Here is a 21,309-nt window from a genome sequence, read left to right on the forward strand (position 1 = left end):
GTTGCGTTCACGGGCGATCCGGCTGCGTTGGAGTACTTTGCCGACAGGTTATTGCATGTCGGCCAAAAGCGAACCCCGATTGGGACAGCAACATGCATCGAGACAAAAGACTTTAAGCGCGCTGCAGGGACCCCTTCAAGCGCGACGCAATGAAAGCAGTCGCCTTACTTCAATTCCACCCACACCGGCGCATGGTCGCTGGCGCCGTCCTCGCCGCGCACGTCGCGGTCGATGCCGGCGGCGGTCAGGCGGCGTGCCAGTTTCTTCGACAGCAGGATGTGATCGAGCCGGAGGCCGGCATCGCGCGGCCATCGGTTGCGGCGATAGTCCCAGAATGTGTAAAGCGTTTCCTTCGGATGCTTCTTGCGCAGGGCATCAAGCCAACCCTGGTCGAGCAGGCGCTGGAACGACGCCCGGCTTTCCGGCTGCACCAGCGCGTTGTCGTCATAGGAGCGGGTGGCGTAGATATCGCGCGGCTCGGGCACGATGTTGTAGTCACCGGCCAGCACCACCGGCAGGCCGGTCTCGAGCAACTGTTCGGCATGCATCTCCAGCCGCGCGTGCCAGGCGAGCTTGTAGGCGAATTTCGGGCCGGGCTGAGGATTGCCGTTCGGCGCATAGAGACAAGCGACGATGATGCCGTTCACCGCCGCCTCGATATAGCGGCTCTGCCTGTCGGCATCGTCGCCGGGCAAGGCATCGCGGGTCAGCACTGGCTCGGCACCCCGCGCCAGGATGGCAACACCGTTCCACGTCGGCTCGCCCTTCCACACCGCGCCATAGCCGGCCGCCGCCAATGCCGAGCGCGGAAACTGCATGTCGCGTGCCTTCAGCTCCTGCAGGCACACGACATCGGGCTTTGCCACAGCCAGCCAAGCCAGCAAATTTTCAAGCCGGCTGTTGATGTTGTTGATGTTGAAGGAGGCGATCTTCATCGCTTCAGGAAGCGATCCGGCCCAACCACGCCTTCACCGTCTCGGCCAGCGTCTTCAGATGGTCGGCCGCCGAAAATCCCGAGATGCTCTTGCGTGGCTTGAGATCATGGTCGCCATCCTCCAGCCAGATAATCTCGATGCGATCGGAAAGGCCATAAGTCGCAACCTCGTCCCTGGTGCCGAACTCGTCGCGCGTGCCCTGGAAGATCAGCGTCGGCGTCTTAAGGTCGGCGAGGTGTTTTGTCCGCAATTGCTCGGGCTTGGCCGGCGGATGGAAGGGATAGCCGAGGCAGACCAGCCCTGAAATTTCGCCCTTGGCAAACATCTCGTCGGCGACCATGGAGGCGACGCGCCCGCCCATCGACTTGCCGCCGATGATCAGCGGCCCCGTCACGCCCTTTGCCCTGAGGTCGGCTATCGCCTTGATATATTCCGGGTTGACCGTCTCGGCCCGCGGCGGTGGCTTGCGGTGGCCGTAGCGGCGCGCGGCCATGTAGTGGAATTCAAAGCGCGCAACCTGTAAGCCGGCCGCGGCCAGCGCCTTGGTGGTGGCGGTCATCGAAGGAGAATCCATCGACGCGCCGGCGCCATGGGCGAGCAGGATGGTGGTGGGCGCGGTGTCGGGACCGTCGAAGAGGAAGGCGGTCATGGGGCGGCCTTTCCACAAAGGCCGAGTTTATTGGCACCCCCCTCTGTCCTGCCGGACATCTCCCCCTCAAGGGGGGAGATTGCGCGCTCAACCGCTTTCGCCAATCTCCCACTTTGCAAGAAGGAGGGGGACGCCCAAGCTTCCGATCTCCCCCCTTGCGGGGGAGATGGCCGGCAGGCCAGAGGGGGGTGTTCAAGCGCCAGCATCCCTCACCCCGCCGTCCGCGCCAACTGCAGATCCACGAACTGCACGCCCTTGGCTGCAACCCGTGCCCATTCGGACTCCGCGTCGAGTTCGAGATACCGCACCCATAGCCGGCGCGCCTCCAGCAGATTGCCCGCGTCGAATTCCAGCCGGGCCAGATTGAACACCGGATCGGCATAGGTCTTGTCGAGCGCGATCGCTTTCTGCAGGTGCCTTCGCGCCGAGGCTTCGCGACCTTGCTCGCTCATCAGTCCGGCCAGGTTGAACCACGCCTCGACGAAGGCTGGGTCGAGTTTTATCGCATTGATATAGTCGTGCGCGGCGTCCGCCGCGTGGCCGCCGGCGCGCAGGCAGTTGGCGCGGTTGAAGGCGGCAATCGCATCGCTCGGATCGATGGCCAGGCAGCGCTGGTAAAGCGCGGTGGCCCTATCATGGTCGCCCTGCTCCTCCGCCGCTTCCGCCTCGGCGAACAGCTCCTCCAGCGTGTCGTCACCCTCTGCCCCGGCTGTTCCGAGATCGAACAGCAACTGCCCATCGAGTTCGCTCTGGCCGCCTTCGAGATAGATGGCATCGGCGCGCCCATGCTGCGAGCCGACATTGAGCGACTTGGCAGTCAGCGACGCCACCGGGCCGGAGCGGTGGACGGAGCGCGCGATCGCCCCCCATGTCGCGCCGCCGGCGATGAGCCCGGCATATTTGCGCGCCAGGATCAGGTCGCGGAAGGAATAAGGTTCTGAGTCATGCTCGAACGCATCGAACAGCGACAAAAAATCGAGGTCGGAGCCTGATAGCCGCGACTGATCGATCAGCGATTGCCGCGACAGCGAAGACGCTTCCGGTGTCTTCATCAGTCCGAGAAGGCGCAGGAATCCGTTTTCGCTGATCAGCGTTCGACCGGCCGCGCGCTCGGCGGCGACACGGCGCTCGATCCCGGCATCGCCGTTCCTGGAGAGCCCGGCTTTGGCCAACAGTGTCCGGCCGAAGACGACATGCGTGGTGCGCCTGGTGATACCGCGCCGCAGCTGGCCGTGTCGGCGTTCCACTTCCCGCGCAGCCAGCCTGAGCGGAAAAGCCGCCAGCGCGCCTATCGTGCCGAAAACAGCGCCGGTCGGTGCCGTCATTTCTTGCTCTTGCCGACCGCCTTCAGCAGATTGGCCTTCAACGGATTTTCAGCAGCACCACCCGCTGCCGCCTTCTTCGCGGCGGGCTTGGCAACCTCGTCGGCCTTGCTTTTCGACTTGGCCGGCGGCTTCGATTGCGACAGGCTCGCCTTGAGCGCATCCATCAGATTGATGACATTACCGCGCTCGGGTGCCGCCGCGATGATCGGCTTGTGGCCTTTCAGCTTCTCGCGGATCATCGTCATGAGTGCCGCCTCGTAGCGGTCCTCATAGTTCTTCGGATCGAAGGTGGTTTCCTTCTGCTTGATCAGTGCTTCGGCGAGCTGCAGCATTTCGGGATCGGGCTTGCCGGCTGGGATGTTGCCGAAATATTCAGCCGTGCCACGCACTTCGTTCGGATTCCTCAAGGTGCACACGAACATGCCGTTCTCGCGCGCGCCGATCGTCACCACCCGCTCGCGGCTCGACAGCACCAGGCGTGCGATCGCCAGCTTGCCGGATTTGCGCATGGCTTCGCGCAGCACGGCGAAGGTCTCTTCCGCCATCGCGCCGTCAGGCGCCATGTAGTAGGGCGCGTCCTGATAGATGACGTCGACCTCGTCCTCGTCGACGAAGGCCTCGATGTTCATCGTGTGATTGGATTCGATGCGCACCGCATCGAGGTCGGCATCATCTATGATGATGTACTGCTTGTCCTCGTATTCGTAGCCCTTGACCAGATCGGCACGCTCGACGAGCCCCAATTCGGGGTCGACCGGTTTCATGTTGATGCGGTTATGGGTCTTCTTGTGCAGCTGGTTGAAGCTGATGCGCTCGCTGGCGCTGGTGGCGGGATACAACCGCACCGGACAGCTGACGAGGCTGAGTTTGAGGTAACCTTTCCAACTTGCCCTGGGCGCCATGAAACACTCCTACGCGGCCACGCACTGACATTGACTGCAGCGCTTTCGTCCGAAGGACGAACGAGGCTGCGTAAATCCTACACCGACCCCGCACAATACAGGCAAATCCCTGACGAAATCTTCCGCCACGTCTTTGAGGTCGTGGCGGAGAGAATAATTCAAATTGTCGGAAGCGTCGATGGCGTTGGGTTCCTCGCCCCGCAACGCTCTCCCCCATTTCCTGGGGGCCGAGGAACCTAGTTCTTCAAGGTCGGCAAATCCCGCGCGAACTCGTCGATCTCGGCCCACGGATCGCCCGACGTCGCCAGCAGCCCCGGCAGGGAGGAATAGTTCAGATCCTGCGGCGCATCGATGGATTCGAGGTCACTCCAACTGACCGGCGTCGAGGCCGGCAGATTGGTGCGGGCGCGCAGCGAGTAAGGTGCTGCCGAGGTGTGGCCGCGCGCATTGCGGTGATAATCGATGAAGATGCGCTTCTTGCGGTTGTCCTTGCCCATGGTGGTGGTGAAAGTATCAGGCGCCGTTGTCGCCAGATGCGTCGCGATCGCGCTGGTCGCCTGGTGCAGTTTCTTCCAGTTCTGCTTGCCCGTCACCGGCACGGTGATGTGGATGCCGCTGCCGCCGGAGGTCTTGGCGAACGGCACCAGCCCCAGGCGCTCCAGCTCGCTTCTGATATGCACCGCAGCCTCGACCACCTCGCGCCAGGTGATCCCTTCTCCCGGATCGAGGTCGAGGACGATCTGGTCGGGTCTGTCGAGGCTGGTGCGGTGGGTGCCCCAGGTGTGGAACTCGACGACGCCGAACTGCGCCAGCGCCAGATACCCTTTCGCGCCTTCGACCGAGAGATAGGATTTGGTCTCGCCCTCCGAATTTGTCGCCTCGAATGTCACCACCGAGGGCGGCATGCCGGTGAAGGCGTGGCGCTGGAAGAAGCAATCCTTCGGCAGGCCGGTCGGGCAGCGCACCAGCGACACCGGCCGGCCGAGGATGTGCGGCAGCATGAAGTCGCCGACCAGCGCATAATAGACGGCGATGTCGAGCTTGGTCGGGCCGGTCTTGCCGAACAGCCGGCGCGTCGGGTTGGTCACCCAGATGGTGGCAAGGTCGGCCTCGGCGATCAGCCGCTTGCGTTTGGACGAGACCGGCGTCGACAGGCCGACATCCCTCAAACCGCGGAAGACGCCGTGGCGCAGTGCGTTGTCCGATGTGCGGTTGGCGTAATGGATGCGCGCCGACAGCAGCGGCCGCACCCAGTTCATCTCGCGCATGATTTCGCGCGGGACGCCCTCGGGCGGGGTGGCGCCTTCCCGCAGCGGCTCCAGCCTGGCGAGCAACTCACCGGCGGTGACGGCATCGAAACCGGTGCCGACCTTGCCGCGATAATGCAATTCACCACCCTCGAACTCTGCCATGCCGAGCGCCGCCAGCCCTTCGGCCGCATCGGAGATGGTGAAGCCGGCGATGACGAAGTCGTCCGACAGCAGTGCCTTGGTCTTGGTCCAGCTTTTGCTTCGGCCGCTCTGATAGATGGCCGTGGCGCGCTTTGAGACGACACCCTCCAGCCCGAGTTCCGACACCTGGTCGTAGAGCCCCTGCCCCGAACCTTCGACATGGTCGGAGAACTGGATGGCGGAATTGGCGCCGACGCCCGACAGCATCTGCGCCAGCAGCGCCTTGCGCCGGACCAGCGGCGCCTTGGTCAGGTCCCAGCCGTCGAGGTGGAGAAGATCGAAGGCGTAGAAATGGAGCTTGTTGCCGGCGCCCTCGGCCAGCGCATCCTGCAGCAGCGCGAAGCGGCTGATGCCCCGGGCGTCGAGCACGACGATCTCGCCGTCGATGATGGCGTCGCGGCACGGCAGTTTGGCGAACGCATGCGGCAGGTCGCCATAGCGCTTCGTCCAGTCGATGCCGCCACGGGTGATCAGCTTGACCACGCCGCCAGCGAGATGCGCCATGGTGCGGTAGCCGTCGAATTTGATCTCGTGCAGCCAGACTTGTTTGGTGTCTTCGCCATCGGGCGGTTTTGGCACCTGCGTCGCCAGCTGCGGCTCTATACGGGCAAGCATGGGGGCCTTGAACGCGCCCGGCAGCGTGCCGGGCTTCAGCGATCCCTGTCTGGGCGCAGGTTTGGCAGCGGGCTTCGCCGGCGCCGCCAGTTCCTCGATGCGCAATCCGGATTTGACGCTTTCCGGCCGGGCCGTGAGGATGTCAAGCGCGGTGTCGGCGGCGAGGTCGCGCTCCTTGAACAGCAGCCAGTTCTTCTTGTTTTCGTCTTCGCCGGGTTTCGGCTTCAGCCGGGTCAGCATCCAGCCGCCATTGAGCTTGTCGCCGGCCAGCCGGAACTTGAAGGCGCCGGTTCGCAAGCTCTTTTCGACGTCGTCCATCGGCGCCCATGTGCCGGTATCCCAGACGATCATCGGCCCGCCGCCATATTCGCCCTCGGGAATGACACCCTCGAAGTCGATATATTCGAGCGGATGATCCTCGGTCTCGACCGCCAGCCTCTTGTCGGCCGGATTGAGCGAAGGCCCGCGCGGCACCGCCCAGCTCTTCAAGACATCGCCGACCTGCAGGCGCAGATCATAATGGTCAGCGGTGGCGTGGTGCTTGTGGACGACGAAGCGGTTGCCGTCGCTGCTGAGGAGCCCGCCAACCGGTTCCGGCGTCTTGGCGAATTCGCGTTTGGCGCGATAGGCTTTGAGCTTTGGTGGAGTCGTCATCGCCAGGATCGAAGCACGGCGGCCAGGAACAAGCCAGTCACGCTCTCAATCGTCAGCGGCCGGCGTCAACTCGAGCTCCGCCGGCGACAGTCCTTGCTGCAACTGGCTCAGCCGGAATTCGTCGACCCAATAGGCCTCGCCGTCGACCAGAACCCGGGCCTGGTAGGTGCCTGCCGAAAAACGCTGCGCGGTGATGTAGACCTTGTGACGATCGAGCGCCTTGCGCACCGCGGCGCGCTTGGAATTCTGACCTGTGACGGGACTGAACATGACACTGCCCTCGGTCGCCCCAGACACACAACGCGGCCGCTGCCGGCAGCCTGACGACTGGGGTCAAGGATGGCGGAGACGCGCCGTCCTGTCAATTTCGCGGACAGCGCAGGATGCGGCCCGGTTAAATTTACCAATCTTTTGAATATGCTTGGGCCTTGGCCTGAATCAAGACGTGAAGCACGCGAAGATGAACTGTGCACCACCGCGCCGCCAAAACTAGCGTCCGTCGCTGCCGCCCTGCGACGCGGCCGGCGTGCCCGAATGAGCAGATTTTTGAACTTCCGTGCCGATGAGATCGAGTGTCGCCGCCGCAACATCGGCAACCTGGAGCCGCTGGACGCAATAGACCCCACCGGCGTTGTTTTCTTTACACAAACCTGGAGCGATGCATGGGCAAGGCATGGGCGGCTGGAGCGTCCGGTTGGGGACACCGAACGGGCCCCATTGCTCAGGCGACGTCAGACCGTACAGCCCCACCGCTGGAGTTCCGACAGAGGCCGCGATGTGCATCGGGCCGCTCTCATTGCCAAGAAAGATCGACGCTTCGGCCAACAATGCCGTCAGCACCTCCAGCGAGGCCTTTCCGACGACACTTGCGACCGGCGATGCTGCCACTTCAAGGATCCTTTGCGCGGCAAGCCCTTCATCCGGCCCACCAACGAGGAGGGATCGCAGCCCGGTTTTGGCGTATACCTCATCGATGACCGCAGCAAAATGTTGCGGCGGCCAGCAACGGCCTTCAAACCTCGCGCCGGCATGCACGGCCACATAGGACTTCTTCGCCAAAGCGTTTTCCGCAAGAAGCCTGGCACACTCTTCCTGGGCAGTCCTGGTCGGCTGCAGCCGAGGCGTTGGGTCCTGATAATCCAACCCGAGGGCGCTGAGTGGAGACAGGTTCCTGTAGAGATAATGCGGTCCGCCATGTCCGAAGGTCGCGGCGAGCACGTTTGCAAGCTGGATTTCCCAGAACTTCATCGGATGCTCGGAAGGATCGAAACCGACGCGAAGTGGAGCCCCGATCAAGCGATGCATGATCCGCGAGGTTTTTGAATCGGTAAGGTCGATGCTAAGATCGAATTTCCGACGCCGCAGATCAGAGATGACGCCACGATGGTCGCTCAAACGCTTGAGCAGAGTCCTTCCTCTGCCACGGGATTCAAAGCCAACGGCAACATCGGCGATCCCTTGCGCGACGATGAACTGCTTGAGACCCGGCGCACAAAGCATGGTCACCGATGCTTGCGGATAAGAAAGACGCAGATTGCGAACCAAAGCAGATGTCAGAACGACATCTCCAATGTACTTCGTTTGAATAATGAGGATGGAACGAATCCCATCTCCTAAACTTGCATCCATCGATATGATCTGCCGAAAACGCTAACTTAAAAAATCTGCCGAGGACACTCATTTCTGAACGGCAAGCGGCGCTTTCAGATATAGAGCCAACCAACCCAGTCAACAAGCTTGCCGGCCTTGGTGCCTCTTTACATCGGTCGTCGGCAAACGCTCGTACTCAGTCCTTCAATCGCCGCAAGCGGCGCGTCAGGCCCTGGACGGCCTTGAGCAGCCGGGGACGCGACCGCGTCATGCCTTCGACCCGGCTGCGCAGCAAAATGGCTGCGTTCGCAGCCCTGCCCCGCACCGTCACCGGTTCGCAGATCTCGGCCAGTACCGAGCTCGAGGCACCGATATGTTGCTTGTAGCCCTGGCCGCCGACCGACAGGTCGAAATAGTCGAAGCCCCGCTCGCATCCCCACACGATCAGCTTGCCCATCGTCGTCAGGCCAGGTGAGACATTGGCGACCGCATTCTGGTCGATGCCGAGCAAGAGGGCGTGAAGTGTGCCTTTTCTCACCAAAACATAGATGGAGGCAAGCCAGGCTTCACCGACGCGTAGTCCGAAGAGCCGCACCGATCCGTTGGACAGCCCTTGCAGCGCCGCGGCGCGGTAGAAATCGACGACCGGGGCCTGCGTCAGGAGGTCGAAACGCCCGAGCTCACGAAAACGCTTGAGCCGCAGCTCCAGCAGTGCATCCAGGAGCTCCTCGGCCAGGTCAGGCGTATCGGCCTCGACCAGAGCGAGGCCGCCAAGCTGTTCGAAGCCGCGGCAATGCTTGCGGAAGGCCTTGGCAAAGGACGGCTTGCAAATCCGCTTGATGAGCGTCTCCGGGTCGCCATGCAGGACGAGGCCGGAGGTGACCTGGATGGAGTCGCGCGCCACCGAAAGCAATGCCAGCGGATTGGCCACGCCGTGGACCTGCTGCGGAATTCCCGCAATATGGATGCGATCCCCCGATGGCAGCACGGCACGGACCGCTGCCCACATGGCGTCGGCACTCTGCCTGGTCCACGCTCTCCCATCCGCCAGCAGCGGCACCGCGTAGTCGCACACGCGGCAGCTCAGCCATTCGATCACGTGGTGGCCGAGAGCCCGGCGCCGCATCAGCGGCAGCAGCATGGCCGGCGCGCCGGTCACGGCGTCACTCACCTCGACGAGGACCAGATCCGCGTCTTTGGGCATCAGCCGTGCGGCGATTCCTTCGACCCAGGCATAATGCTGGTGGGCAGTGCAGACGCCGTGAGCTTCAAGGAGCAGCCATAGGAGCCTTACAGTGTCGAAGCTGGTGTGCAGCCGAGCCGTGAAGTGCGCGGTTGCATCAACGTTGGCGACAGTCGGGGAAAATGGCCCACCGGGCAAATCCCTTATCGGAGTCGTTCCCGCCGCGTAGCTTGCCACATGCTTCTCCCATCATTCTGATCCCCCACGCAGGCGCCGCAAACCCCGCATCAGTCCCTGGAGCCTCTTCAGCAGCCGAGGTTTGGAGCGCACGAACACCTCCGCCCGGTTGCGGATCTCGATGGCTGCGCTCACGGCGCTGCCTCGCACCGTAATCCCGTGGCAAAGCTCGCGCAGGCCCGAACCCAAGGCACCCATATGTTCCTTATAACTCTGGTTGCCTACCGACAGGTCGAAATAATTGAAATCGCGCCCGCGCGCCCAGCTCATCAACTTGCCCATGATCAGAAGTCCCGGCGAGACATTGGGCACCGCGCCCTGATCGATTGAGATCAGCAGAGCATGAACGGTGACTTGATGGATCAGCAGGTATTGGACCGCGATAAGAGCTTCACCCACACGCAACCCGAAGAGCCGCACCGACCCATCCGACAGGCCCTCGAGAGCGGCGTTTCGATAGAAGTCGACAACCGTCGCCTGCGTCAGCAGGTCGAAGCGGCCCAGTTCGCGAAAGCGGCTCAGCCGCATCCGGACCAGGCCGGCGAAGATGACCTCCACTAGGGCCGGCGTGTTGGCTTCGACCAGTTCCACGCCGCCAAGCCGTTCGAGGCGACGCCAGTCCTTGTTGAAAGCCTTGACGAAGGATGGCCGGCATAGGCGCTTGAGGACGGTTTCCGGATCGCCGTCGATGGCGAGGCCGAAGCTGGTATGCAGGGAATCGCGCGTGGCCGCCAGCAGGGCCAGCGGATTGGCGACACCGCTGATCGATTGCGGAATTCCCCTGATCTGGATACGGTCCGCCGGTGGCAGTACGGAACGCACCGCGGCCCACGCGGCCTGCGCCGACTGCGTCGTCCACGGGCTCGCATCGGCCAGCAACGGTGCCGAATAGTCGCAAACGCCACAGCTCAGCCACTCGATCACCCGATGGCGGAAAGCCGGTCGCCGTATCAACGGCACCAGCATTCGCGGCACACCCGTCACGGCGTCGTTTACCTCCACGATGAGCAGTTCCGCACCTTCCGGCATCAGCCGCGCGACGATCCCCTCGGCCCAGGCATAATTCTGGTGGGCGGTGCACACACCGTCCGCCTGGAGGCGCAGCCAGAGCGGCCTGGCCGCTTCCAGGCTGGTGTGGAGCCGCGCCGTGTATGCATCGTTGGCGACGACGATGGCCGGATGGGAGGACTGGCCATCGGGCGAGCCGGTCACCGCAGCAATTTGCACCGCCTGGACTGCCATGTTTTTTCCTATCGCTTTGCCGTAGCGAACGGCAGCGTGCGCCGCCACGCGCCCAACCGGCTGTCGCGCGCCTCGTCGGGATGCTCGATATTCCACATGCGGTGATGCGCGAAATACCACGATGCCACGAGCACGAACATCTCGGAGACCGCGGAACCCAACAACGCCCACGGCGGAGACGCGATTGCCAGCAGGGCCGCGATCAGCGCCAGGCCGACGACCGCGCCGCCCGTGGTGATGAACGCGACGATCCGAAAATCGCCGAGTATTTCAAGCACGATGCGGGGCATGATATAGAGCATGATAGGGACAAAATTCGCGATCACGAAAAGTCCGATGAACCAGGTCGAAGCGTCTTGGAGAGCCTGGGATTTTATCATCGGCAGGACGAACATGATGGCGCATCCATAAGCAAGGCCGCCGAGCCCCATGACGAGCGCCCAGATCTTGGCCTGCGTCCAGACACGGCCTGTTTCATTGTTCCGCATCAGCCTGGCGAGATCCGGCTGCGTCATGTTGACGAAAGCAAGGCTGATGATGCGCAGCGGGGCAAACAGCACCAGAACCGCCGCCAGAGGTGCGTAGGCGGCAGGACCGGCAATGCCGGCGACCAGCAGCGCCAGACATTGACCCTGGATGTTGGTGGTGGTCGCGCTGAATGCCGACCAGCGCAGCTGGGGCCAGAGCCTGACATAGCGTCGCCGCGTCGGCATGCGGAAGCTGATGCGAAGCGAGCGCCGAGCCAGCCGGACCAGGACGAAAATGCCGAACACATTTGCCGCGGCCAGTGCATAGAACACGGTCTGCAGCGGGTCTTGGACCAACCATATCGACAGCCCGGTCAGGACACAGCCGGCGACTGTAAAAGCGCCATCGCTGACGGAGACGACAACCTGCTGGCGCCGTGCGAAGAAAGCCGTGCGCATATGGCTGCGCAACGACCAGGCACCGACGAAGCAGCCGGCGGCAATTCCGCTTGGATCGCCAAGAACATGCATCAGGACTGCCGTGCCGACGGCCATCAGCAAAGCCACGATCAGCGCCGCCGTTCCGAACGCCACGTCATAGGTGTCGACGCCGGCGCTGTTGGTGCTCTTGCTCATCCAGATGCTGGCGGGAACGGCGGTGAGCGACCTGATATAGGACAGGCCGACACCGCCCATCACCATGCCGATGGCGAAGAGGCCGTAGCCCTGCGCCGACAGCATGTGCAACAGCATGATATTGAGGGCAAAATGAAAGCCGCTCTGCATCGCCTCGCCGCCGATCATCAGCACGAGGCGTCGAACCAGATGGCTCGGAAACGTTAACTTCACGGCCGCGTCTCCGCTTCGCGGGCAGCAGGCATCCTGCCCGGCCGCGCGATGGTCGTCTTCAGCTTGCCGGCGGCGATCGCGGTGATCGCCGCGGCCGCGACCGGCTCGCTGAAGATTGCCTCGTAGCGCGCGCGCCCGGCAGCGACAAACCCGCGCCAGGCCTCAGGGGCGAGGATGATCTCCTGCAATTTCGCGCCAAGAGCTGCTGCGTCGCCGGGCGGAACATGCCAGCCGGTCTCCCCGTCGCTGACCACTTCCCCCAGCCCGCCGATCGCCGACACAAGCGGCGGCCGGCCGTAAGCCATCGCCTCTATGGCGACGCGGCCCAGCGATTCCGGACGCCGCGACGGCACGGTGACGATATCGGCCCATCGATAATGCTCCGAAGGGTCGGGAATGAAAGGCAGGACTCTGACGCGCCCGGTAAGCCCCATGGTTTCGACCAGTTCGGCAAGCGCATGCTCGCGCTCAGTGCTTTCGAAGGCGCCGCCGACCAGCCGCACCTCGATCCTCGCCTGGAGTTCCGCCGGCATCGAGGCGATCGCCTCCAGCAGGATTTCCTGCCCCTTGATCCGGTTGATACGGCCAAGCAGCAGCACCCGCAATGGGCGCTTGCCGTCATATGTCATCGGTTCGACCGCCGCCGGCCCGGCAACACCGTTGTAGACGACATACGCACGCGCCGCCTTGGGATCACCAAACGCGGCGCGTGTCGCGTGTGAATTGAAGATCAGATCCGCGTGGCTCCAGCGCATCAGGCCGACAAGTACCCTGCGCATGGCGCCTTCGGGGATTTCGTGGATGTGCAGGACGGCCTTGTGGGGAAGAAGGCGTGCGGCCAGCGCGTAGTCGGCCACGATCGAGGTGTTGACATATACGAGGTCGCAATGCTTGAGGCGCCGCCACGCCCTGAACACGGCAACCGGCAATCGCGCCATCTCGACGGTCGCAAGGCGCGCAATGGCCTGGCGCCTCAGCACCCAGAGCGGTTCGAAGACGATCCGGCTGGCATGCGCTTCCAGAATCCGCACGATCGGCCCGCTACGCGGCAAAACCACTTCGATGTCGGCCGACGGAAACGCGGCGCGCAGCGCGGCAACGCTCTCCGCGAAGCTGCGGTCAGAACCATAGAGTTCATAACCCTGATGAACGCAGGCAATCCGCATCTTTATATCCCGCCGGGTGCTACAACCATCGCGCTGGGCGATTGTGGCAGAAGCCCGTCCGCAAGAATCATGCCTGGTTCGATACATCAGACTATCGGCTGATATACCCGACTATCGGTTCGATACGCCCGACTGCCGGCCGTACGCCCCAGGCATTGCTTCGTTTCGATACAGCTACGCACAGAAGGGTTGACCGAGAATGAAACAACCATCGGCTTCAACACCGTTTTTTTACAACCCCGCGCGATGATCCCTCGCAGGATACCGAAATCGGGAGGTGGCACGGAAGTTGCCACCTGCTCATTATAAATTAAGCAATATCTAATATATGAGACATGTGAAAGTGCCGCCGGCCATGAAACCAGAAACGCCCGCCATTCTGATCCTGGGGACCCGCGGCATACCTGCGGCCCATGGCGGCTTTGAAACCTTTGCCGAAAAACTGGCGCTGTTTCTTGTCGGGCGCGGTTGGAAAGTCGGCGTCTATTGCCAGGATGAGGTCGAACGGATCGACCAGAGGGTGCGCAGCGAAACCTGGCGCGGCATCGAGCTCATTCACATCCAGGTCGCCTCCAAGGGACCGCGCGCGACGCTGGAATTCGACTGGCAATGCGCCCGCGACGCCGCCCGGCGACCGGGTGTTTGCCTGGTGCTCGGCTACAATGGCGCGGTCTTCCTGACCTGGCTCAGGCTGAAGCGACGCAAGATCTTCACCAACATGGACGGCATCGAGTGGCGCCGCCCAAAATGGGGAATGGCGGCGCGAACCTGGTTCTGGCTCAACGAATGGATCGGCGCATGGGCCTCGCATCGGCTGGTCGCCGATCATCCCGCCATCGCAGATCACCTGGCGACACGCCGGCCGCGCAGCGCAATCGCCACCATTGCCTATGGCGCCGATCCGGTGACATCAGCGCCCGAGGCGCCGGTCCGGGCGCTCGGCCTCGAGCCCGGGCGCTATCTGGTCTCGATCGCCCGCATCGAACCCGACAACAACATCCTGCCGATCGTCGAAGCTTTTTGCTCCGCCAAGCGCGACATGAAGCTGGTGGTGCTGGGAACGCTGTCCGACGACATCCCCTATCATGTCGCTGTTCGCAAGGCGGCGAATGGCTCGGTGGTCCTGCCGGGCGCCATCTACGACCAGGCGACGGTCAAGGCGCTCAGATACCACGCCCGCGCCTATCTGCATGGCCACACGGTCGGCGGCACCAACCCCTCGCTGGTCGAGGCGCTGGCGGCCGGCAACATGGTGATCGCCCACGACAATCCCTACAACAGGTGGACCGCGGGGGCGGCGGCGATCTACTTCACCGACAAGGACAGTTGCGCCGAGCGGATGCAGCAGGCGCTGGATGATGATGCCCTGGTCAAGGCCTGCGGCGTTGCCGCCAGGGCGCGCGCCCGCGAAGCCTTTCGCTGGGACGATGTCCTGCTCGCCTATGAAAATGAGGCCTATCATTTGCTCGGCGTGACCACCGCCAAGACCGCCGCGATGGACCACGCATCGCCAGGGACCGTATGACAGGCTGGTCGCGCCGGCGGGTGCTGCGGACGGCGCTTTCCACCGCGGCGGCTCTCGGCTCGCTCCCGGTCGCGCCAATCGCTCGCGCCGCCGCCGGGCCACGGTTTCGGCGCGGCGTCAATGCCTGGCCCTGGTTCTCGCTGACGCGCGAATTTCCCGCTCCGCGCACCGACTACGGCTGGCCGCCCTTCCAATCGCAACGGCCGGTGCCGACCCCGGACGACCTGCGTCGGCTGCGCAGGACCGGGCTCGATTTCATCCGTCTGCCTGTTGATCCCGGCCCTTTCCTGGCCGCCGACGCCACCACGCGCGGCCGGTTGCTGGACATGCTGGACGCGGCTGTCACGGCCACTCTCCACGCCGGTCTCGGCATCATCGTCAACATCCAGGCCAATGCCGCCACCCATTATTGGAACCCCGACCGCATGGTCTCCAGCACCGCGGCGCCCGCCTTCGATCTCTACCGCGGGCTAGTCGGCGAGCTTGCCGGCAGGCTGGCGCGGCTCCAGCCCGGCAGGGTGGCGCTCGAGCCGGTCAACGAACCGGCGCAGGCCTGCGCGTCGAACGTCTGGTTGCAAATTCAGCTCGCGCTTCTGACCGCGGCAAGGGCATCGGCAGCGACCCTGCCGCTGGTCGTCACCGGAGGCTGCGGCTCGATGGTGAGCGGACTGACCGCGCTCGATCCGGCACCGCTGTCGCCCTTCGAGCCGATCCTGTTCACCTTCCACTTCTATGAGCCCTATCTGTTCAGCCATCAGGGCGCGCCCTGGATGCGCGAGCCTGTCTACCGGTCGCTCAACAATGTGCCGTGGCCGGCATCCGCCGGCTCGCTGGAACAGACGCTGGCATCGGTCAGGGCCCGCATGGCGCAGGACACCGAAACCCCTGAAGACGCCAAGCAGGCCGCCTATGCCGAAACCGAGCGTGTGCTGAAGGTCTATTTCGACGCCCAGCCCGACCGCTGGTTTGTCGACAAGTATCTTCGCCAGGTTCGCGACTGGGGAGATGCGCATGGCCTTGCGCCGGAACGCATCATCATGGGCGAGTTCGGCGCGCTGCGCACCGACGCCCGCTATGTCGCCGCGCCCAACCCGGATCGCGGGCGCTACATCGCCGATGTCAGGCGGAGCGCCGAGAAACTCGGCTTCGCCTGGGCACTGTGGGATCTCTTCGATGGCATGGGCATGATGGACGACACCACCCGGGCACTGGACCCCGATATCATCGCGGCGCTTGGCCTGACCATGCCGGCGGACTGACGGGCCTGAACGCTGCCCGCGTCGGCCGGTAAAGCACCAGCGCCAGCACCACGAACTTGGTCAGCAGCGTCGTCTTCGACGCGACGCTTTCCGAGGTGTTGATCAGAATGACCCAGCCCAGCATCGGCAGCCAGATGCCGGGATGGCAGCGGCGCGCCACCTCGAACAGGAACAGCACGAAGCCGAACGTCAGCAACAGGGTGAAGAAGGCGCCCTGATAGAGGACGGTGCGGATGATCGGATTCTCGATGCCCTGTTCGAGACCGTTGATACGGCGCAGACTGTCGATCAGCTCGACATCCGGCCCGACGATCAGATCGCGTAATTCCAGGTGCTTGAAGAGCTCGAACATCTCGACGCGGGCATTGGCGCTGCCGCTGTCCGACACGAAGCGCTCCAGCAGCGCGTCGAAAAAGCCCAGATATGCCGCCACGATGATGACGACCGGCAGCAGCGCGGCAAGCATGAAGCCGAGTGCCGCACCCAAGAGATTGACGCGGCCCTGGCGCAATTTGGTGGTGCCCTGAAAAAGCAGGTAGCAGCCGCCGAGCACCACCGTCGTCACCATCGCCGTGCGGCCGCCGAAGGCGACGAGTGCCGCGCATTGCAGGCCGATCAACCCTATCCGCACAGGCATCGACAGGGATCTGGCACCGGAGAGCAGCGCAAGCACATAGATCGACGTCACCATGGCATTGGCAAGCGGATGCCCCTGCAGCGCGCTCGAGCGCAGATCGGTGGTAAACGCCACGCCGTCCAGGCGATAGGGGAAGATAAGCGTCTTGGTGGCGAACTCGAAAAGGGCAAGCAGCGCATTCGCCGTCATGACCACGTGAATGACGGTCTGCAGCCCGGCGAATGTCCTTTCGTCATCCTCGCTGAGCATCAGCACCAGAAGAGCCGCGGCCACGAACGTATCGATCATGCCGGCCATGCCGGGCCGCTGCCTTGCGATGACGACGAACAGAAGCACGATCGATATGGCGGCCATCAGCGCGCTGGCCGGACGCCTGTCGGCGACATGCACTAGATAGCCGACCGGATTGCCGAAGGTGCAGGAGCGCCAGGCAAGCAGCAGCACGATGAGATAGGTGGACGGGTGGATCTTGGTCGCCGGGTTGCCGAACAGGCCATCATAATTGTAGCCGACCAGCCACAGCATGCCGCCCGAGATGCTGAACAGCACCGCTACCGCCGCGATCAGTCCGAAGCGCGTCAGCGCATCGAGCGACGTGCCGGCGCGGGGTGCGGCAACACCATGGTTCGAAGCGCTTGCGCTCCAACTGGCAGCCATATCAGGCGGCCTCGTCGACCAGCAAGGCGGCCGTTGGCAACCGCCCCATCACGGAAACCGCCTGCGCGGTCGTCGTGACGTCGCGCATCGGGGTGGCGTTCAGCGTGGCGACGAGCACGATCTCGTCGGCCATGGCGACCAGCGGCGAGGCATTGAGATTGTCGGCCAGCGCGCCGCCGTCGATGACGACAAGCTCGAAGCTCCGGCTGGCCCGCGCCAGCATCTGCTGCGCAAAATAGATGCCATGCGCTTCCTGGAAGACCGTCTTTGAGCGGCCCCTACCCAGCACGGCAACGTTACTGCCGGCGGCGTAATGGCTGACGGCCTCGAAGGCATACTCGCCGCGCAGCACATCGAGGATTCCCGGCTGCGGATCCTTCTGGTCGCCGCCGCCGGCATTGGCATCGATGAACAGCACACGGCTGCCCCTGGACGCCGCCGCATTGGCCAGCAGCCGCGCCACCCGGCTGCGTTGCGCGCCCTCACCCGGCGACGATGTCACCAGGATGGAAGGCACCAGCGGCCAGTCCGCCGGACGCTGGCCCGAACTGAACATGCGCCTCAGCGCAAGGCCGACGACGGCGTCGGTTTTCTGGCTGGAGGCGGCGGCCGAACTTGCGCCAGAAGGCCACCAGCGCCACCCAGTGCCTGACTTTGCCGGCACCACGCCCAGCACCGGCGCGTCGATGGCCGATTGCATCTGGGTGCTGGAAAGCACCGTCGGCGAGGAATATTCGGCGATCAACGCCAGACCGGTGCCGAGCCCAAGGCCGCCGAATATCGCGCCCAGCAACAGCAGCGGCAAAGGCGGCCAGCTCTTCTTCAAGGCGGGCATGGCGTTGGAGATGATGCGCGCATTGGTGCTGTCGACATTGATCTGCTCGCGCGTCTCCTGGGCACGCTGGAGATAGTTCGAGTAGACGGAACGCAGCGCCTCGAGATCGCGCTGCAATTCGCGCAGCCGCACCGAGGCCTGGTCGGTGTCGAGCGACTTGCTCTTCATGCCCGCCACCTTGGCTTCCAGCGCCTGCTGGTTGGCCAGCGCCCGTTCGTAGTCGGTCTCGGTGGCGGTGGCGATGCGGCCGAGTTCGCGCGCGATCAGCTGGCGCGTGTCGCGCAGCTGCTGCTGGGCGGCGATCAGCGAAGGATGACGCGGCCCCAGCTCCGTGCCGAGCTGCGAGACCTGGTCGACCAGCGTCGCCTCCTGTGCCCGCAGGCTCGAGATCACCGCCGAGCGCATCGCTTCCGAGGTCGCGTCCGCCGTGCCGCTCTGGCGGCGCATCTGGTCGACCTGCGCCTTCAGCGCTGCGGTGCGGCTCTGCGCCGCCGCAAGCTGCGTGTTGATCTCGGTCAGTTCCTGGTCGCTGACCAGATTGCCTGCCGCCATCACCATGTTGTTGGCGGACTTGTAGGCCTCGACGGCATTCTCGGCCTGCTGGACGCGTTTGCGCTGCTCGTCCAGCCGGGCGGTGATCGACTCGGAGGCGTCCCTGGCCATTTTCGCGCGCGCGCTCGCCTGGTCGACCAGGTAGGCCTGCGCGATAGCGTTGGCCAGGAGGGCGGCCTTGTCGGCGCTCTTGGCGGTGACTATGACGTCGAGGACCAGGACCTTGTCGGCCCGCTTCACCGCCAGGCGCCGGCGCAGCGCGTCGAGTGTCTGCACCGACCTGTCGCCTTCGGCCGATGCCGAACCGAGCAGGCGCGACAGCAAGCCCTGCCCGTTGAATTCCGGATCCTGCGTCAGGTTTGTCGCCGCGATCGCCCGCATCAGCACGCCTGTCGACTGGACCACGCTGACCTGGCTCTCGACCTGCGTGATGCCGCCATCGGGTGAGATACGGCTGGGATTGACGTCGTTGGTGACCACCTGCAGGTCCTGCGGATCGATGAGGATTTCCGCCGCCGAGCTGTAGAGTGCGGGCGTGAGAAGACCGTAGAGAAGGGCGACCAGCGTCAGCAGTGCGACAGTGCCGAAGATCCAGAACCGGCGGCGCACCAGGATGCGCTTCAGGTCGCCCAGTTCGACAGTCGAAGCTGCGTATGATCCCGCGCGTGCCGCATCCGGAGAGTGTTGCTGAGGAACCATGGGCAGGGATGATTGCATGGCTGCCTCCGACAATACTCCATATGCCGGCAAGATCAGTTTGCGGCGATAACCTAGCTATTCCTCCAACTGTTAAAACATTGTTAATTATGTTGAGAGGTGACGTGAATTTTGGCACGCGGTTTGCTTAAAAATATACATATCGAGGTGTTGGCTACGCAGCGAGCGGAGACGGATGCAGATGGGGTTACAATTTGACCGGACCGGCTTGGCCGGCAAGGCCGGGCACCGCCTTTTCGGACCTCCACCATGCAGATAAGTCTACGCCTGGACGGCGACTGCGTCCGCGCCTTTCATCTCACGCTGCTGGAGCGCCTTGCCGCGCTCGGCGACGTCGAACTGTCCGTCGATGTCAGGCCGGCGGGCGGCGGCATTCCGCGCAGCGCCGCGGCCCTGTTTCAACTCGAAACGGCGATACACGGACTGGCCCATGATGGACTGGCCAAGCGTGTGCCGCTTTCGGCGCTCGCGCCCTATCGGCGGTCCCCCGCTTCGCCCGACCTGGTCGTCGATCTCTGCGGCGATGTCAGGCTGGAAAGCACACGGGTCTGGCGCGTCACCTATGACGGCGCCAGCGGGGAAGCGGCCTTGCTGGCCCTGATCCTCGCCGGCCGCACACCGCTTGCCCGCATCGAGGAGAACGGCGTTGCGATCGCCGTCGGGCGTCTGGGCACAGAATATGGCGGCATCGCGCTGGCGTCCTTCCAGGATATGCTGGCGCGCACAGCAAGCCTGATCGTCGCTGCCATGTCAGGCGCGGCAAAGTCGGTGCCCGATCTGCCAGAGCCGGCGCAGGCAGGCAGCCCGCCGCCAATGCCCTCGGCCGGCAAGCTTGGGGTCAGAGCCGGCAAGGCGCTGGCGCGGCGGATCGTCCAGAAGATCTATCACCTTTGCTACAACGCGCCGCATTGGAAGGTCGGCTGGCGGCAAACCGGGGGCTCCGATCTGTTCGACCTGCGTGCGCATCCGGCGTCGGGTTGGCAAGAGCTGCCGGACGATGGCAACCGCTTCTACGCCGATCCGTTTCCCATCCTCTACCAGGGCCAGCTGACCCTGTTCGTCGAGGACTATATTCACCGGCTCGGCAAAGCCATCATCTCCGCCGTGCCCTTCGGCCCGGCAGGCCCGCTCGGTCGACCTGAACCGGTGCTGGATCTGCCCTACCATCTCTCCTACCCCTTCGTCTTCGAGCGCGACGGCGAGGTCTGGATGGTGCCGGAAAGCTGCGCCAACGGCACCGTCGATCTCTACCGGGCCACCGCCTTTCCCGGCGGATGGGTCAAGGAGGCGACGCTACTGTCAGGCGTCGTCGCCAGCGACGCCACGCTTGTCGAGCATGGCGGCGCCTGGTGGCTGTTCGCCACCGTCCGCGACGGCGGCGGCGCCTTCTCCGACACGCTGCATCTGTGGTCGGCGCCGGATTTTCGCGGCCCCTGGACGCCGCACCCCAAAAATCCCGTGCTGATCGACATCGCCTCGGCGCGGCCGGCCGGCCGCATGATCAGGCGCGGCAACGACCTGCTGCGCCCGGTCCAGGACTGCCGCAGGAGCTATGGCGCGGCGCTTGGCATCGCACGCATTTCTCACCTTGATTTGATCGGCATGGAGCAGGTCGTTGAAACCATCTTAAATCCAGGTGCGCTATGGAGCGGGCGTAAACTTCACACGCTCAACGAGGCTGGCGGCTTTGAGTTCATCGACGGGTCGGCGATCGCGCCGCGCTGGAAGCAGCGGGTCCGCGATTAACCTAAACATTGGTTACTACCAGGCACGCGCCCCGGTTGCTTGCGGTTGATTTAGGTCCGGAAGATATTTTCTACCGGAGATTGTGAAACGTGCAGTTGCCACCAGAAAGAGCAGCA

The 21,309-nt window shown here is 63.9% G+C and carries 16 protein-coding genes; 3 read left to right on the forward strand and 13 right to left on the reverse strand.

What is annotated here, in order from left to right:
- Positions 1-164: 164 nt before the first annotated feature.
- From EOA13_RS24655 to EOA13_RS24710, 11 genes are all read right to left on the reverse strand, one after another.
- Positions 165-935 (reverse strand): exodeoxyribonuclease III, encoded by a 771-nt coding sequence (locus EOA13_RS24655; protein ID WP_127296262.1) that lies wholly within the window; start codon positions 933-935, stop codon positions 165-167.
- 4 nt (positions 936-939) lie between these two features.
- Positions 940-1,584, reverse strand: a complete 645-nt coding sequence (locus tag EOA13_RS24660) for an alpha/beta fold hydrolase (protein ID WP_127296263.1) — start codon at positions 1,582-1,584, stop codon at positions 940-942.
- A 209-nt stretch (positions 1,585-1,793) separates the two neighbouring features.
- Positions 1,794-2,909 (reverse strand): tetratricopeptide repeat protein, encoded by a 1,116-nt coding sequence (locus EOA13_RS24670; protein WP_127296264.1) that lies wholly within the window; start codon positions 2,907-2,909, stop codon positions 1,794-1,796.
- Positions 2,906-3,811, reverse strand: a complete 906-nt coding sequence (locus tag EOA13_RS24675) for a Ku protein (protein ID WP_024501732.1) — start codon at positions 3,809-3,811, stop codon at positions 2,906-2,908. The genes EOA13_RS24670 and EOA13_RS24675 overlap by 4 nt, the downstream gene beginning before the upstream one ends.
- Before the next feature lie 236 nt (positions 3,812-4,047).
- Positions 4,048-6,531: a DNA ligase D gene (gene ligD / locus EOA13_RS24680; protein WP_127296265.1), complete on the reverse strand. Its 2,484-nt coding sequence runs from the start codon at positions 6,529-6,531 to the stop codon at positions 4,048-4,050.
- A gap of 45 nt (positions 6,532-6,576) precedes the next feature.
- Positions 6,577-6,801, reverse strand: a complete 225-nt coding sequence (locus tag EOA13_RS24685; protein ID WP_023813316.1) for a hypothetical protein — start codon at positions 6,799-6,801, stop codon at positions 6,577-6,579.
- Positions 6,802-7,020: 219 nt separating this feature from the next.
- Positions 7,021-8,160, reverse strand: a complete 1,140-nt coding sequence (locus EOA13_RS24690) for a glycosyltransferase family 9 protein (protein ID WP_127296266.1) — start codon at positions 8,158-8,160, stop codon at positions 7,021-7,023.
- Between the two features lie 157 nt (positions 8,161-8,317).
- Positions 8,318-9,541: a GNAT family N-acetyltransferase gene (locus EOA13_RS24695; RefSeq protein WP_127296267.1), complete on the reverse strand. Its 1,224-nt coding sequence runs from the start codon at positions 9,539-9,541 to the stop codon at positions 8,318-8,320.
- 12 nt (positions 9,542-9,553) lie between these two features.
- On the reverse strand, positions 9,554-10,783 hold the full coding sequence (locus EOA13_RS24700) for a GNAT family N-acetyltransferase (protein ID WP_127296268.1): 1,230 nt from the start codon (positions 10,781-10,783) through the stop codon (positions 9,554-9,556).
- Between the two features lie 8 nt (positions 10,784-10,791).
- On the reverse strand, positions 10,792-12,099 hold the full coding sequence (locus EOA13_RS24705) for a hypothetical protein (RefSeq protein ID WP_127296269.1): 1,308 nt from the start codon (positions 12,097-12,099) through the stop codon (positions 10,792-10,794).
- On the reverse strand, positions 12,096-13,265 hold the full coding sequence (locus tag EOA13_RS24710; RefSeq protein WP_127296270.1) for a glycosyltransferase: 1,170 nt from the start codon (positions 13,263-13,265) through the stop codon (positions 12,096-12,098). Before EOA13_RS24710 ends, EOA13_RS24705 begins: the two co-directional genes overlap by 4 nt.
- Positions 13,266-13,620: 355 nt before the next feature.
- Between EOA13_RS24710 and EOA13_RS24715 the strand changes: the two genes are divergently transcribed.
- Positions 13,621-14,790, forward strand: a complete 1,170-nt coding sequence (locus EOA13_RS24715; RefSeq protein ID WP_164780307.1) for a DUF1972 domain-containing protein — start codon at positions 13,621-13,623, stop codon at positions 14,788-14,790.
- On the forward strand, positions 14,787-16,049 hold the full coding sequence (locus EOA13_RS24720; RefSeq protein ID WP_127296272.1) for a cellulase family glycosylhydrolase: 1,263 nt from the start codon (positions 14,787-14,789) through the stop codon (positions 16,047-16,049). The genes EOA13_RS24715 and EOA13_RS24720 overlap by 4 nt, the downstream gene beginning before the upstream one ends.
- Here EOA13_RS24720 and EOA13_RS24725 read toward each other — a convergent pair.
- A complete protein-coding gene (locus EOA13_RS24725) occupies positions 16,012-17,343 on the reverse strand; it encodes a VpsF family polysaccharide biosynthesis protein (RefSeq protein WP_127296273.1) in 1,332 nt (443 codons plus the stop codon). The two genes, EOA13_RS24720 and EOA13_RS24725, sit on opposite strands and share 38 nt — an antisense overlap.
- Before the next feature lies 1 nt (position 17,344).
- Positions 17,345-19,447 carry an exopolysaccharide transport family protein gene (locus EOA13_RS24730; RefSeq protein WP_127296274.1) on the reverse strand — a complete coding sequence of 701 codons (2,103 nt, stop codon included), beginning with the start codon at positions 19,445-19,447 and terminating at the stop codon, positions 17,345-17,347.
- A 249-nt stretch (positions 19,448-19,696) separates the two neighbouring features.
- On the opposite strand from EOA13_RS24730, the gene EOA13_RS24735 reads away from it, so the two are divergent.
- Positions 19,697-21,193 carry a formyl transferase gene (locus EOA13_RS24735; protein ID WP_127296275.1) on the forward strand — a complete coding sequence of 499 codons (1,497 nt, stop codon included), beginning with the start codon at positions 19,697-19,699 and terminating at the stop codon, positions 21,191-21,193.
- The last annotated feature ends 116 nt before the right edge of the window (positions 21,194-21,309 follow it).

This window comes from Mesorhizobium sp. M7A.F.Ca.US.011.01.1.1 (assembly GCF_003998295.1).
In the GTDB taxonomy this organism is placed as follows: domain Bacteria; phylum Pseudomonadota; class Alphaproteobacteria; order Rhizobiales; family Rhizobiaceae; genus Mesorhizobium.